This is a genomic window from Pseudoalteromonas sp. GCY (assembly GCF_016695175.1).
In the GTDB taxonomy this organism is placed as follows: Bacteria; Pseudomonadota; Gammaproteobacteria; order Enterobacterales; family Alteromonadaceae; genus Pseudoalteromonas.
In genome coordinates, this window is sequence record NZ_CP068022.1 from 634,740 (window position 1) to 650,220 (window position 15,481).

A 15,481-nucleotide genomic window follows, 5' to 3' on the forward strand; every position below is an offset into this window, starting at 1 on the left:
AATGGAAAAGAGCCCGATCCTAACTTTGCAAAAGGTTAGTAAAGTGTACAGAACGAAAGATGTCGAAACACATGCATTAAGTGATATTAACCTGACAATCCGAGAAGGCGATTACCTTTCTATCAGTGGTCCATCCGGCTCAGGAAAGTCGACATTACTGAGTATTCTGGGGTTGCTAGATAATATTACCAGTGGTAGCTACAAGGTGCATGATACCGACACCCATACACTGGATGCTGACACACAAGCAGAGCTTCGTAATCGACATATTGGATTTGTCTTTCAGTCTTTTAATTTATTAGATAGTTTAAATGTGTTTGACAACGTCGCCTTGCCTTTAGAGTATCGCGAGCCGGCGCTCAGCAGCGGTGACATCAAACAAAGAGTCGAGCGGGCCTTAGCGCAAGTAGAAATGACACATCGCGCAAATCACAAGCCAAACCAACTATCAGGTGGCCAGCAGCAACGAGTGGCGATAGCAAGGGCTTTAGCAGGCTCACCCAGCATCCTACTTGTCGACGAACCCACCGGTAATTTAGATTCAGCAAATGGAGATGCAGTAATGGCATTACTTAGCGAGCTAAATGAAAACGGAACCACCATTTGTATGGTTACACATGATATTCGTTATGCCGGTTACGCTAAACAGCAGATACAGTTACTTGACGGCAAATTGGTTTCTCAATCCTCTTCCGCCAAAGAAGTTAGCTTATCGGAGGCAACCTGATGAACCTAAGACAACTCAAAAGCCAAAGCCATTTGGCTTTAAAAAATTTATCACAGGTACCTAGCTTTTGCATTACTCTCATATTGACGTTAGCTATTACGCTCAGCTGCTTCTTCGTTGCAATGAGCCTTTTAAGTAGCTACTTTATCAAGCCACTCAACATACAGAATGAGTCGCACTTTGCAGTTGTTGAACAACGCAACCTATTTACCGAAAATAGTAGTGCCGGATATCAAAGCATGCAGGCCATGCTCGACTGGTACCGCGAAGAAGATCTATTTGAGACACGAGCACTGATCAACAGTTTCTCAGATGTTGTAGATAACTTGCCAGGCCAGCCCAAACTGGACATCACATTTGCATCGAATGATTACTATGCGATGATCAAAATGCCTCTTGCAATTGGCCGCCATATTAGCCCAACAGAAGAAATCAATCAGAAACACTCCGAAGTTCTTATTTCCTACGAGCTATGGCAAACCTATTTTTCAGGTAAGCAATCTGTCTTAGGGGAGAGCCTGAGCATCATAGGCCGATTTTATACCATAGTTGGTGTAACTGCACAGCAGTTTCGCGATCCACACTTTTTGAATCAAGGAAAGAGTCAGTTGTGGCTACCGTTTTCTGAGGACGAAAGGTACTTTGGAGATCAACGCGGACAATACGATGCTTGGAGTAGTCGACAAAGAGACCTTAAACTGCTGGCAATCGTCAAGCCAGAGCTCAAATTCTCACACATCACCGAAAAGCTGCAGCAGCAAATAATCTCAACACAAACCGAGTGGAAAGCGGCGGAACCAGAACTAGTAAGAATAGAACCCATAGTGCGCAGCTTCCGAGAGGTTGAAGTGGGTGACAAAGATAAGTTGGCCATTATCGTCATGATAAGCATCACGTGCCTAGTGCTCATTGCTATCTTGAATGTTAGCAACTTATTTATTTCCCGATCTCAAGCTATACAGAAACAACTTGCATTACAAGCCATGCTCGGTGCCAAGCGACGACTGTTATTTAACAACATTCTTTTTGAATCTCTGATACTTACGGGCGCATCGGTTCTCGTCGCTCTATTTCTAGCAGCATGGGAGATCCAGTTGGTCAAGTCACTGACACAAGGATATTTACCGTTAGTAGATGCGCTTTCACTCGATGCAACGGTTATGATCAGCGCGCTTACCTTGACTTTAAGCTTGGCCTTCTTGTTTGCATATATCACGACACGTATGATCAATTTCGAACAACTTCGCCATGGAGCCCAATCCTCAGGTAAAGGCAGCACTAATCAGTTAAATCAAACTGCTACCAGAGTGCTGATATCGATACAATTGTTTTTTACCACTTCACTAGTGTTGGGGGCTTCTCTAATCCTGAGTAAAAGCACAGACACATTACTACGTCCAGTCGGGACTGAAGTCCAGAATATGTACAGTGTTATGCTACACATACCCAATGATCAGACACCTTTTCCGGAACGCTTCGGTAAAATTGAACTATTTAAACAAGCACTAATGAAAGTTCCCAATGTGCAAGGTGTTGCGCACGGTGAAAGTCCTTTACAAGAGTCTCAACGCATTTCTGCGATGCGTGATATGTCAGGTCAGCTTACTCCCACCATGCCAATTGGCAATGTTGGGCGAGATTATTTTGACTTGACAGGGCTTGAACTAATTGAAGGGCGTAACTTCAGTGAGAGTGCAATTAGAGGCAATACTGAAGAGGTTATTGTTACGAAAGCGGTTAACGATCTACTCAAGCCCGATGGCAGCATGATCGGTGATTCCTATTTCGGCTTTAACCCCGATGTGCCAGCTGAGGTCGTTGGTATAAGTGAAAATTTTAATCATCCAAGTGAATTTGACAAACATCAAGGGAAAATGATTTGGTGGCCCGCACTGCCACTTGGTTACCCCTATATTGTAAAAATGGATCAAGACAAGCCTCTCACCAGAGAGCAAGTACTCAAGGCCATTCGAAGTGTTCATGGAAATGCCGGTATCTGGCGATTCACCAATTTGAGCCAAGCCTACAATTCAGTTACATATTTGGAGCGTATGACCTTAATATTGGGCTTCACATTGTGTGGATTCACATTGTTGCTATGTGGCGTAGGAATATACGGTGTGTTAAGTTATAGCTTTCACAATAGAAAATATGAATTTGGCATGCGAATGGCACTCGGAGCCAAGAAGAAGCAGCTCTATATCTTGCTCACGTGCGATACCATGGGGCCCATCATAACTGCAATTAGTACCGCATGCTTGATGGTTACAGGCCTATACTTCGGTTTTGCTGACTCACTTACTGACTGGATGTCCGTTAAAATCAGTTGGCTTGTGCCTGTGATCACATTATTATTGCTTTTTGCATATGTTGTTGCCTACTATCCAATGCGAAAACTGATAAAATCATCTCCAATGAAGGTACTCAGACAACAATAAATTCAAAAGCTATATGGCGGCTTATACCATTTGCATTAAGTAATTAAGCTATTGTGAAGCGGGGAATTAGCTTAAATAGCAAGGTAAAAAATTACTATTCAGTCGTTCTAAATAAGAATCAGTTGTTCTAAATAAGAAATTTTTAACGAAGCTAATATGGTATTTGCCCCCTTCAAATTGATTGGAGAATTAAATCAATTGGTATTCATGCCGCACATATAGCGGAGGCGCAACAACTTTGACAGCTGTTTTAATAATCGAAGACAACCCTGATGTGCGGATGTCTGCTCAAATCGTATTGCAAAGTCACGGCTTACAGTGCATCGAAGCCGAGCATCCAGAGCTTGCCAAATCACTATTGAGCAAACATGACATCTCACTTGTTTTGCTAGATATGAACTTCACTCATGATACAACCTCTGGGAAGGAAGGGTTACAATTTTTAACCTGGATGAGACATAATAACTTTACTTTGCCTGTCATCATAATTACCGCCTGGGCAAGGATAGAACTGGCTGTAGAGGCAATGCAGCTAGGAGCCTGTGACTTAATAGAAAAGCCTTGGGACAATAAACGCCTGATCAACACCGTTAAGCGTTATCTGCCCTCTAAATTACAAATAGCGTCATCCGACTCAGAGTATATATACGCAAGCACTGCGATGAAAAACATATTACAAAGAGCCAAAAAGGTCGCAAAAACTGATGCCAATGTACTCATTTTGGGTGAAAGCGGGAGTGGAAAAAGCTTACTTGCGCACTTTTTGCATACTCACAGCGCGCGCTCAGCGCCATAACTTAACCAGCGTTAACATGGCTGCAATACCTGCTGAGCTCTTTGAAAGTGAGCTATTTGGCCACTGTAAGGGCGCTTTTACAGATGCAAAAGAGCACCGTATTGGCCGATTTAAAATGGCTGGTAATGGCACTTTATTTTTAGATGAAATCGGTAGCTTACCACTTCCCTTGCAAGCAAAACTATTGAGAGTTCTCGAAACAGGTGAATATGAAGTATTGGGAAAGTCAGATACAGAGTTTAATCAAGCAAGGGTCATATCAGCAACAAATAGCAACTTGTTTGAAGCCGTAAAGAAAGGCAATTTTCGACAGGATTTACTCTATCGACTCAATACAATCGTACTCACGATCCCTCCGCTAAGAGAGAGACTGGAAGAAATTCCAGTCCTGGCCAATTACTTTGTGAATAAACATGTCAATCGGCACTGCGCTTCACAATTAGAGCAAGCCTCTACCAATCACATCACGTTGTCCACTACCGCCATGCAAAAGTTAACCAGACACAGTTGGCCGGGCAATGTTCGAGAACTGTCACATGCTCTTGAAAGAGCGGTTATATTATCAGAAGGCTGCGCTATAGACGATGAAGATATTCAGCTCGAGTATAACACTATCGAGGAATCTAACGTGCCCCTGATGAACCTCGAAGAAGCTGAAAAGCGCATGATTGAAAATGCGATACAGCACTTTTCTGGTAATGTGATCGCTGCAGGGGAGTTTCTGGGGCTCAGTAAATCAGCAATTTACCGCAGACTTGAAAAGCATGGGCTCTCCCTGAAGGCTTCAGAGCATGGCTAACCCAATGCAAGCACTTCGCGCTAAACAACTGGCACACTCATTAGAATTCAAATTCCTGATATTGTGTTCTATTCCCGTTATTTCCCTACTTTGTGTAATGGTCTACATAGTCCACACCCAAAGTATTTCGACTTTATCTTCACTATCCATCGCTGTGGTACTTTTGGCACCTACGTTAGCGGCGCTAACAAAGTGTTACAATATAGTCATTAACCTCCTAAACGCCATTTCAACTCAACTTGATAGTATTAATGGAGAGGAATACAACATTTGGCAACTTGCTCAATACAAGAGTGGCCGTGTTGCGGCTTTAAAGAGCGATATCAAACAGATGTCAAAACGTATACATAAGAAACGACAAGAGTATGTCAAAAATGAATCTTTTGTTTTCCATTTTATCTCTGAACTCTCGCTGCCCGTGGTGATTCTAGATGCACATCAACATGTTTACCATGCCAACACTGCTGCACATGACTTGTTCAAATGCGTTACATTGCAGGGGTTACACTGTAGTGACTTGAATTTGGAAAATCAGTCAAATCGCTGGCAAATCAAACAACAAGCATCCAGATACACACTTGCTACACATCATTTACATCGAGGCAGCCGGACGTATGAAATACTGGTGTTTGTTACACTTGAGCAGATTCTTAGAGAAAATGAAAAATTCGTCTGGCAAAAGTTGATCACTGTCATGAATCATGAAGTGCGAAATTCCCTGACACCAATCTGCTCGATGGCACAATCTCTTAGGTTTGACACAGCAGTTATTTCATCAGATATGCGGGACACAATGCTAGAAGTTATTGCGAGCCGGGCTACCCATCTGCAAAAGTTCATTTCCAGCTACGCATCTATTGCCCAGTTGCCACAGTTGAGCCTATCCGCTCAACCTGTTCAACAATTGGTTGAGCATTGGCAAACATTGTACCCAGAGCTGCAAGTCTCGCTTGCAACGGATAGCCAACTGCTCTGCGATGGAGAACAACTCACGCAAGCACTTATTAATCTACTCAACAATGCACAGCAGGCAAATGCTCTGCGAGGTAAAAGTACTATACAGCTTGCCATCGAACGGATTAAACAAACCTGTGTCTTAACGCTGGAAGATCATGGCTGCGGTATCGACAACACGGCGAACTTGTTTGTGCCTTTTTATTCAACCAAACAAGGTGGAACCGGTATAGGTTTAATAATAAGCAGAGAAATTATTCGTAACCATGGTGGTGAACTGACATTAACCAATAAACCGGATGGGCATGGGGCTAGAGCAGTAATCACTTTACCAGCAACCGCCAAGTAATAAGAAAAGGGAGCAAACGAGGTTAAAGTCCCCTCATCACCCATGCTTGCGTAAGCATCTATCGAAGCGCACCTGATAGTCACTCGTCAAAAAATCATAGATACACTGAGGAGAAAACAAACCAATAGCTATTCTTACGTTATTCATCTATATTGGGAACATGCATTTGATGCGAACAATTCTTATGTAGTCGGTCCTGAATATTGACGTTTTTATGCTCAGACTGGCTGAACCATATCAGTAATCAGTCCAGTCTGAGCATTATCTTTATCGACAGTTCTGTTATTGCACTGCGCTTTTTACCGCTAATAGCTGATATAAAATCCAGACATAAAAAAGCCGCAGTTGGGCTAAGATTTTACGGCAGTTTTGGCCTACAGTTTGTCACCGAGCTTTCCTTTTAAGCGGTTAAGCCCTAAGTGACCGTCTTGTTTCATGTGCCCGATGATTGGCTCTATCGCATTGCGTCGCTTGAGCTTCTTTTTAATGCTCGGTGTCACACCGCGCTTTTGCCCAGCAATATACACACATAACGTTCTGCAAAATGCCCGCGATAACCTCTATCTACAAAACAGCTGTATGGCCTTTTATCTGTGACGTTTTCTACTATTCTCAACGTTTCCCATAACGTGTCACCATCGTAGGGGTTACCGTGCATTGCATGAGCGCAGACCACAAACTGCTCTTTCAATGTTGTCGCGACACTCACTTTGACACCAAACTCATACGGCTTCGCGCTTTTTCCCTTGGAGATACATTCAACATCGGGTTCATGTAGGCTATAGAGTTTGTTTTTACTCGCTTTTTCTTGCTTTAACAGCCGCTCGGCCTGTTCTAGGGCATGGATAAACGCCTGGCTTGGCTGCTCAGTGATTTTTCTCAAGATGTCTTTCATCGCTCGTCTGAGATAGTTTTTCTGTTTTTTTAATGTTTTCTTCATGCGTTTAAATTGCTTGGCATGGGCATAGCGCGCTACTTTTTGCGCGGTCTTAGGGCCGACTCGTTCATAACTTTGTCTAAGCCGAATACCGGCTTGCTTAGCGAAACCAACCAGTTTATCACGGCATTTTTCTAGTAGTTTACTGTCTGTTGGATGGGCGATATTTTTCTCCATGACGGTGCTGTCTACAACCACTTCCCGTAAGCTTGAAGGCTTGATGGTATTACTTTTAAGGCCCGCATCAACAGTTAACGACAGCATTAACTCAACCCCATCTTCGCCAATTCGCTTACGAAAGCGTGTCATTGAACTTGGGCAGCAAGGCGGTTCATGCGTAAAAAATTGCATGCCACAAAAATATTGCCAATACGGGTTTTCGCACCACATGGCTACCGTATTTTCGTCAGACAATTTGTGAATTTGTTTCAGGTATTCGAGGCCCGCAAGTAAACGGATAGGCTTGGCGCCAGCGCCTTTATCGCCATAATGCTGTTTAAATTCAACCTCTAGGCGCTGCCAATCAATGAGTTTTGCTAGCTTCACTAGCTCATGACGGGGTGAAACAATATCAATAAGCTCGATTTGAAACTGGTGCTTTTGTGGTGTTTGCGCGGTTGGTTTTGGTTTCATTTTTACACTCAAATTGCAATGTTTTGGTTGTGTGATTCAAAAAAGCTGCAATTAGAGGGTAGTAAGATCGTTTAGATCTTCAAGTAATTCAATAAATTAAATTGGTTTCAGGAGCGACTATGTAGTAGGAGCTAACATGGATCCAATCACACTTATTTTTGATTACCTTTTTACCATCCAAGCGTTTTTATTGATTTTCGTTATTGTGGTACTAAAAGGGAGTATCAAATTTGTCCCGCAGAACCGTGCGTGGATTATTGAACGTTTCGGTAAGTATCAATCCACTAAAGAAGCCGGCCTAAACTTTATTCTGCCATTTATCGACCGCGTAGCCTCCGATAGGAGCTTAAAGGAGCAAGCCGTTGATGTACCATCTCAATCAGCCATAACTAAAGACAATATTTCATTGATTGTTGATGGTGTACTTTATTTTAGAGTTTTAGATCCGTATAAAGCGACTTACGGTGTTGACGATTATATCTTCGCGGTAACTCAGCTCGCGCAAACCACCATGCGTAGCGAACTGGGTAAAATGGAGTTGGATAAAACCTTTGAAGAGCGAGATTTACTTAATACCAACATCGTCGCCGCGATCAACTCAGCTTCTGATCCTTGGGGCATTCAAGTACTGCGCTACGAGATTGTATACCACCAAACTCAGTAATGGAAGCACAAATGAAGGCTGAGCGTGTGAAACGAGCTCAAATACTAGAGTCTGAGGGTGACCGTCAAGCCGCAATCAATGTCGCGGAAGGTAAGAAGCAAGCGCAGGTGCTTGCAGCTGAAGCCGAAAAGGCAGAGCAGATCCTAAGAGCTGAAGGTGAAGCAAAAGCGATTATTGCCGTTGCAGACGCACAAGCCGAAGCCCTTCGTAAAGTCGGTGAAGCCGCAAATACCGAAGAAGGTCAAAAAAGCCATCCAGCTTGACTTAGCAACAAAAGCCATTGCAGCAAAAGAAGCAATAGCCAAAGAATCTTCTGTGGTATTACTACCGGACAATGGCACAGATGCAAGTTCGCTTGTGGCACAAGGCATGTCTATTATTAATACATTAAATAAAAAGCAAGGGTAACGCCTATGGCCTTTTTACTTGAGCATTTAGCACAAACCTTAGTAGTACTAGGAATTGCTTGCCTAATTGTTGAGGTTGCTGTGCTTGGTTTTGCGACCTTTGTACCGTTCTTTTTGGGTCTGTCGTTGGTGATCAGCGGTGGTCTAATGTACGCAGGCATGCTTGACCAAACTTGGCTGACTGCACTTTGGTTTAATGCGTTAGTCACGACATTACTGGCTGTGTTTTTATGGAAACCACTAAGACGCATGCAAGATGTCACCGACAACAAAGAAGTAACCAGTGATTTTGCTGAGCTTACCTTTACTTTAGAAAAGGACTTGAATGCAGATAGCCGTATTTTTCATACCTATTCTGGTATTGCGTGGCAACTAAAAAGTAAACAACCTATTACCGCAGGAACAGAAGTCAAAGTGATTAAAAAAGAGGTTGGAGCGTTTTGGGTTGAGCCTAATTAAGCAAATTGGTATAGCCTTGCGAACAAAGTGCCTAGCAACCAATTTTGTTAGGCACTTTCTGTAATCAGCGTTATTCAGAAACAACTTTTTACCTTATTCTCTTTTCGTCTAGTACCTTCTCGGTTTACTCTATCCTGCACAACAGTTACACTCAAATTTAGGTACAAGGTTAAACACCTCTGAACCACAAATAAAATATAATAAAAACAAGGGTTTATAATCTACAATGATTCGGGTCGAAAACTTAAGCCGCGTTTACGGAAGCGGAGAGACACAAGTGCATGCACTAAAATCAGTTTCTCTGGAAGTAAGGGAAGGTGAATTTGTCGCAGTGATGGGGTCTTCTGGCTCTGGAAAGTCTACATTAATGAATATACTTGGCTGCTTAGATTCTCCAACCTCCGGCTCTTACTATCTTGCTAATCAAGAAATTCAAGCCGTGGAAGATGAAGCCTTATCACAAATTAGAAATCAAAAAATTGGCTTTATCTTTCAAACATTCCACCTACTTACTCGCCTGACCGCACTGGAAAATGTCATCTTACCGCTAAGGTACACTGACACTTCCCCATCAGAGGCAAAAAATCGCGGACTTGCCATGCTAAAAAAGGTAGGTCTTGATAGCAGAGCACATCACAAACCCTTCGAAATGTCTGGCGGACAACGCCAACGTGTTGCTATTGCTCGGGCTCTTATCAATGAGCCGAAAGTTATTTTTGCCGATGAACCAACCGGTAACTTAGATAGTAAAACCTCGCATGAGATCATGGAATTACTATGTCAGCTACACCAGCAAGGCCACACTATTGTAATGGTAACGCATGAAGACGATATTGCAGCATATGCCGAGCGTATCATCAGAATGAAAGATGGCGAGAAAGTGGAGGATAGCCAATGCGCAGCTGTATTATAAGCATCGCCCTACTCACCTCTTTGCAGGCTTTTGCCAAACCAATTATCGTCTCGGGTCTTATTAAAGCAGGTGAAACTCAGGTCTTTCACGCACCGATGAGCGACTCTTGGAAGATTCAAATTCAATGGATGCTGCCCGAGGGTGAAGTTGCTAATAAGGGTGACATCGTCGTCGTCTATGATTCAGGCTCTATCGCGACCTCAATCGACCAAGATAAAGTAGCGCTCGATGCTGCAAAAGATGAGTACAAACGAATTGAGCAAGACGGCGCCCAAAAGGTACTAGAAGCTCAGTTTCAGCTGAAAAAAACCATTTTGCTCGTCGAAAGAGCCAAGATAGATGCTAGCGTGCCAAAGGCCAATATCAGCACCTACGACTACGAGCAATACCAGCTGACGTTAGAAAAAGCGATTATCGAAAACCATAAAGCCGAAATCAGTTTAAGCAAGGCCGAAACTGAAGCAAAGGCAAATACTCAGAAACAGCGACTAGAGATAAAGCGTCTAGAAGCAAGCCTCACGCACAACCAAGAGCAGCTCGATAAAATGAGTCTAACGGCTAGTAACAGCGGCCCAATTCTGTATACGGATCACCCTTGGAATGGCAACAAGTTGTTTGCTGGCGCAACAGTACAACCGGGTTGGAAAGTAGCAGAAATCCCTTCTACAGCGGGTCTGTATCTAGAAGCATGGATCCATGAAGTAGATGCTATTGGCATTAAAGAGGGTCAAACCGCCGATTTAAAATTTGACGCCTTTCGCTCATCACCAACGACTGGTACGCTCACTGAGCTATCAACACAACCTGAAAAGCGCCAAGACTGGGGCCAAGGCATGTATTACCGAGCTAAGTTCACATTCAACACCGATTTGCCACTACTGCCAGGCATGAGCGGAAGCATAACTTTGCCAGGAGAGAAAAATGAAAGTTAAGTTACTGGCAATAATTATTCCACTCTATTTACTTGGCTGCAGTCAGGCCCCCAGTGATATACATATCGTTAAGGCACAGCCAATCACTATCACAGTAGAAGCGAATGGTGAATTGGAATCAAAAAGCCGAGCGTTGATAGCCCCTCCTTCAATCAAGCGTATGTGGCAATACAAAATAAAACAGTTAATGCCTGAAAATACCACGGTCCAAAAAGGCCAAATTGTTGTTTCATTTGACGATCAAACCGTTAGAGATCGCTTGATGGAATACAATTCGAAGCTAAGCCAAGCGCAAAAAGAACTGGAAAATAAGCAAGCTCAAGTCGAGAAGCAAGAAGAAGAATACAAACTCGCACTCGCTGAAGCGCAAATGAACTTTGATAAGGCAAAACGACGCGCAGAGATCATAGATAACTCACGCTCAGACAACGATCGTAAAAAAGCGCAAATCGACTTCACCATTGCAACCAATGATTTAGAGCTTGCCCGCAGTAAACTCGCTTTTCATCTAGACAACAAAGAGCTGAGTATTCAAATGGCAAGAAGCAAGGTTGCACGAACGGATGCTGAAGTAAAAGAGCTAAAACGTGATATAGAGCGTTTACAAGTAAAAGCGCCAATGGATGGGTTAGTTGCATATCGAGCAAACTGGGAAGGTGAAAAGCCCAGTGTTGGTGAATCCATGCAATTTGGTCAACCTGTTGTTGAGCTATCAGTTATTGAACAAATGCAAGTAAAAGCACAAATTAAAGAAGCCGATTTTGGACGGATTACATTGGGGCAAAAGGTCAAAGTTACCATAGACAGCGCCGACGGTTATGTTATCGGCGGAACACTCGTTGAAATAGGAAAAGCTTTTAGAGAAAAGTCGCATCAAGATAAAAGCCGCATTGTTGATGCTATTATTGAGCTGGACAAAGTCGATACCGAAAAGCTGCGGCCAGGCTTGAGCGCTCGTGTAGAGATAGTGACAGCACAACTCGATAACGCCTTAACCGTGCCATTAAACGCGTTAAAACAAAGTGCGGATAAAGTGTTTATAGACACAAATAGTGGAGAGAAAGAGGTAACCGTCTCGTATACCACACCGACGCTTGCCATCGTTACTTCTGGAATTAGTCAAGGCGCGGAGGTAAAACTATGAGAAAAACATCACTCGCAGTCATTGTCTCACTATGGTTACTTGGCTGCCAAGAAGCACCTGAGCAGCCAGCGCAACTCCTATATACCGTAGAGTCGAAGCCATTTTCGATCACAGTGGAGGCAGAAGGCGAATTGGAAGCGGCAAGTGAAACCGTCATATCCGCCCCAACCTCAGCAAGAGGGGCTCAGACGCTCGCATGGATTATGCCTGAGTACACTCAGGTAAAAAAAGGCGATGTTATTGCACGATTCGATGGCAGCCAATTAGAAAGACGAAAACGCTTTAGTGAATTCGACAAAGGCAAAGTCGCACAAGACATTACGGTCACCGATAGCGATTTAACCACGAGAAAGTCCCATTTGGATAGCGACAAGGTTATCGTTAGTGAAGAGAAACACTTTGCCGAAACCTTTTCAGTTGACGATGAACGGATCCGCTCAAAGCTAGACATTTTAGATCAAATGCAAAATGTTGAGTATCTCAATGCAAAAGAAGCTTATTTTGGCTGGCAGACAGAGCAGTTTTCATCTTCTGCTCTTGGAGAAATGGAATTGTTAAAGCTGCAGTCAAAACAGCATGAAAGCAAAATTGCGATGTACAATGCAAACTTAGAGGGTCTTGAAGTCATCGCGCCACATGACGGCTTACTTACCCTCAGTGCCGATTGGCGTGGAGAGAAACCCAAATCAGGCCAAGCGCTATGGCCTGGGCAAAAGATCGGGGGGTTACCAGATATTTCATCCCTGCAAGCTAAGCTTTTCGTTCATGAAAAAGAAGCGCTTGGCCTTGCGATTGGCCAAAAGGTTGAGTTTACCCTGCTCTCCAATAGCGATGAGCGCTTTGATGGTAAAATCACAAAAGTATCACCTTACCCACAATCTATTCGTCGTGGAGATCCACAAAAATACTATGAGATCATTGCGAGCCTTGATGAGACTCCAGCCCACTTCAAGCCGGGCAATAAAGTACTCGCTACGGTATTTGTCCAAGAAAATAAACAAGCGTTACTCGTGCCTAAACATAGCGTGATCAATGATAACAACGCATTTTTTGTTCAAGTTAAAGACGGTAGCCAGTTTAAACGCGTAAAAGTGGAATTAGGCCAAAGCAACCTAAGCCATACTGAAGTATTGGCAGGGTTATCTCCCAAGCAACAAATTGCACTCGTCGCGAATAAGGAACTGTAATGAAATATTTAGATTTATTTACCGACGCCATTGTGCAATTAAAGCAACATAAGCTCAGAACCCTATTGACCTTGCTCGGGATGATTTTTGGTGTGGGTGCCGTTATTGCTATGTTAAACATAGGTGAAGGTGCTGAACGAGAAGCGCTTAAAATGATCGATTCTATGGGGATCAATAATGTTATTGTCAGCGCCAAAGACATTGAAGAGAATGACCTAAAAGAACAACGAAAACACTCGCAAGGTCTTAATCTATTAGACGGCCAAGTGATTGTCGACGCCCTGCCCTTTGTGACCGACTTTTCGGCAGAGCGATTGGTGGATACCTACCAGATATTTAGCGAATTCGGCAGCTTTGAAGGAGAAGCCGCGGGCGTAACAGCAAACTATTTTAGCCTTGCGCATTATGAACTCGCGGCGGGTCGCCTGCTAAATACAGAAGATAGCAAAGAATATAGGCAGGTTGCATTACTCGGCGCAAATACCGCAAAAACCCTCTTTCCCCTCGGGAGCGCTGTTGGGCAACAAGTAAAAATTAACCATTTATGGTTCGAGGTTGTTGGCATTTTGCAAGCACCGCACCTGAACAAAAAGGAGTTTCAAGGCGTTGCTCTAGGTGGTGAACAAAGCCGTATTTTTGTTCCGCTAACGACCGCCATTCATCGCTTTAATAAAGGATTACTTGAACCAGAGGTTACCGAACTGAAACTCGCTATCGACAAATCTCAGAGTCCAATTTTGGCATCTCAAGCTATCACTAACATATTAACCAATCGCCATAGCGATATTGATGACTATAGGCTAACCATTCCCGCAGCTTTGCTTGCTCAGCAAAAACAAACACAGGCTATTTTTAATATGGTGATGTCTTGCGTTGCGGGTATATCACTCCTTGTTGGTGGTATTGGTATTATGAATATCATGCTCGCAACCGTACTTGAACGAACCAAAGAAATCGGCTTACTACGCGCAATAGGCGCCACTCGGAAAAATATTCAAGTCCAGTTTATTACAGAGAGCTTTACCATCTCGATATTAGGCGGACTACTCGGTGTGGTGTTTGGTATTTTACTGTCAGAGATAATTGCATTTTACTCAAATTGGGCGGTGTCTTGGTCTCTAAGTGCTATTTTCCTATCTTTTAGTATTTGTGCCTTAGTCGGTTTAACATTTGGGGTATATCCAGCCATTAAGGCTTCAAAGCTAGACCCAATCGAAGCGCTGCAAAGTGACTAACCAATAAAAGAGGCACTAACGCCTTCTTTGTATTTCAAATCTAATATACTTTTTCGCATGCTGTTCAATGACCAAAGTCATTAAATAGCATGCTTTTTGTTGGACTTTTTTTCGCCACAAGGTAAACTTTTATGCGATTTAACTCAAAAATAACTGGAAGCATTGTATGAGCAAAGAATGCTCGTATTGCTTTGTGTTGGTTTTACTGCTTAGTAAGTCATTAAATATATTACTTACTGAGCGTTGAAGAAAACAGCTAACACAAGTAAAAATGCTGATGCGAATGGAACTTCAAGGACAAATAATGAAAAAAGTAACGCTTATCGCACTTTCACTTATCTCTCTTACCGCATGTAAAAGTAATGATATCAATCGTGTAGTTAACGACGGTGTTGACGGTGCCATCAACGGTATTTTTGGCAGCTCAAGCACCGTGGTTTCGGCGACAGGTAGTGGCTCTAGTAATGATTACTCAATCAACAAAGAAAAAGTATGGCCTCATCAAGCAACGAAAACGGCTCGAGATTATGGCTCATTGGCATTTGTAAAAACGGCAAAAAACCCAGATGGTAAAACCAGACTTAAATTTAACGAATGCAAACACCCTCGGATCGGTAAAATTAAGTGCGAAGGCTATTTATACGAAGTTTCACCCGAGGGCTGGTTAGTAAAAGGCGATTCAATTCACTTTGGTACACATTACTACACTGATATCGTTATCCCAGCCGGACAATACTATATAAAAATTGAAGGTGAAGATGTGGGTAAAGATGTTTACGCGACAGGAACTATTGAGATATCGCCCTTTGTTACTAACTACATTAATGTAACCGTTCAATAAAGATCACAAAAAGTACCTAGTACTTGTAAAGCAGCTAGGTACTTTTTACCAGACCAATTCCCTCTT

At 43.0% G+C, this 15,481-nt stretch carries 10 protein-coding genes and 3 pseudogenes; 12 read left to right on the forward strand and 1 reads right to left on the reverse strand.

All coding sequences use genetic code 11. The features are described 5' to 3' along the window. Nucleotide 1: 1 nt before the first annotated feature. The 4 genes and pseudogenes from JJQ94_RS02365 to JJQ94_RS02380 all read left to right on the forward strand — a co-directional run bounded on the left by JJQ94_RS02365 (nucleotide 2) and on the right by JJQ94_RS02380 (nucleotide 6,063). Nucleotides 2-727 (forward strand): ABC transporter ATP-binding protein, encoded by a 726-nt coding sequence (locus JJQ94_RS02365; protein ID WP_099030803.1) that lies wholly within the window; start codon nucleotides 2-4, stop codon nucleotides 725-727. Continuing rightward, entirely contained in the window at nucleotides 727-3,165 is a 2,439-nt protein-coding gene (locus tag JJQ94_RS02370) for an ABC transporter permease (protein ID WP_099030802.1), read from the forward strand. Before JJQ94_RS02365 ends, JJQ94_RS02370 begins: the two co-directional genes overlap by 1 nt. A gap of 238 nt (nucleotides 3,166-3,403) precedes the next feature. After that, nucleotides 3,404-4,760: pseudogene (locus JJQ94_RS02375) on the forward strand (sigma-54-dependent transcriptional regulator). Further along, nucleotides 4,753-6,063 (forward strand): sensor histidine kinase, encoded by a 1,311-nt coding sequence (locus tag JJQ94_RS02380; RefSeq protein ID WP_099030801.1) that lies wholly within the window; start codon nucleotides 4,753-4,755, stop codon nucleotides 6,061-6,063. The pseudogene JJQ94_RS02375 and the gene JJQ94_RS02380 overlap by 8 nt, the downstream one beginning before the upstream one ends. A gap of 282 nt (nucleotides 6,064-6,345) precedes the next feature. Here the strand turns inward: JJQ94_RS02380 and JJQ94_RS02385 are convergent. After that, nucleotides 6,346-7,633 (reverse strand): annotated as a pseudogene (locus JJQ94_RS02385) (IS5 family transposase). 136 nt (nucleotides 7,634-7,769) lie between these two features. Here JJQ94_RS02385 and JJQ94_RS02390 point away from each other — a divergent pair. The 8 genes and pseudogenes from JJQ94_RS02390 to JJQ94_RS02425 all read left to right on the forward strand — a co-directional run bounded on the left by JJQ94_RS02390 (nucleotide 7,770) and on the right by JJQ94_RS02425 (nucleotide 15,415). Beyond that, nucleotides 7,770-8,705: pseudogene (locus JJQ94_RS02390) on the forward strand (SPFH domain-containing protein). Nucleotides 8,706-8,710: 5 nt separating this feature from the next. Continuing rightward, nucleotides 8,711-9,163 (forward strand): NfeD family protein, encoded by a 453-nt coding sequence (locus JJQ94_RS02395; RefSeq protein WP_099030798.1) that lies wholly within the window; start codon nucleotides 8,711-8,713, stop codon nucleotides 9,161-9,163. 226 nt (nucleotides 9,164-9,389) lie between these two features. Then, nucleotides 9,390-10,076 carry an ABC transporter ATP-binding protein gene (locus tag JJQ94_RS02400; RefSeq protein WP_099030797.1) on the forward strand — a complete coding sequence of 229 codons (687 nt, stop codon included), beginning with the start codon at nucleotides 9,390-9,392 and terminating at the stop codon, nucleotides 10,074-10,076. Further along, entirely contained in the window at nucleotides 10,058-11,008 is a 951-nt protein-coding gene (locus JJQ94_RS02405; RefSeq protein ID WP_099030796.1) for an HlyD family secretion protein, read from the forward strand. The genes JJQ94_RS02400 and JJQ94_RS02405 overlap by 19 nt, the downstream gene beginning before the upstream one ends. After that, nucleotides 10,998-12,152, forward strand: a complete 1,155-nt coding sequence (locus JJQ94_RS02410) for an efflux RND transporter periplasmic adaptor subunit (protein ID WP_099030795.1) — start codon at nucleotides 10,998-11,000, stop codon at nucleotides 12,150-12,152. The genes JJQ94_RS02405 and JJQ94_RS02410 overlap by 11 nt, the downstream gene beginning before the upstream one ends. Next, nucleotides 12,149-13,339 (forward strand): efflux RND transporter periplasmic adaptor subunit, encoded by a 1,191-nt coding sequence (locus JJQ94_RS02415; RefSeq protein WP_099030794.1) that lies wholly within the window; start codon nucleotides 12,149-12,151, stop codon nucleotides 13,337-13,339. Before JJQ94_RS02410 ends, JJQ94_RS02415 begins: the two co-directional genes overlap by 4 nt. Then, nucleotides 13,339-14,574: an ABC transporter permease gene (locus JJQ94_RS02420; RefSeq protein ID WP_010377904.1), complete on the forward strand. Its 1,236-nt coding sequence runs from the start codon at nucleotides 13,339-13,341 to the stop codon at nucleotides 14,572-14,574. The genes JJQ94_RS02415 and JJQ94_RS02420 overlap by 1 nt, the downstream gene beginning before the upstream one ends. Before the next feature lie 304 nt (nucleotides 14,575-14,878). Beyond that, nucleotides 14,879-15,415 carry a hypothetical protein gene (locus JJQ94_RS02425; RefSeq protein ID WP_099030793.1) on the forward strand — a complete coding sequence of 179 codons (537 nt, stop codon included), beginning with the start codon at nucleotides 14,879-14,881 and terminating at the stop codon, nucleotides 15,413-15,415. Nucleotides 15,416-15,481 lie beyond the last annotated feature (66 nt).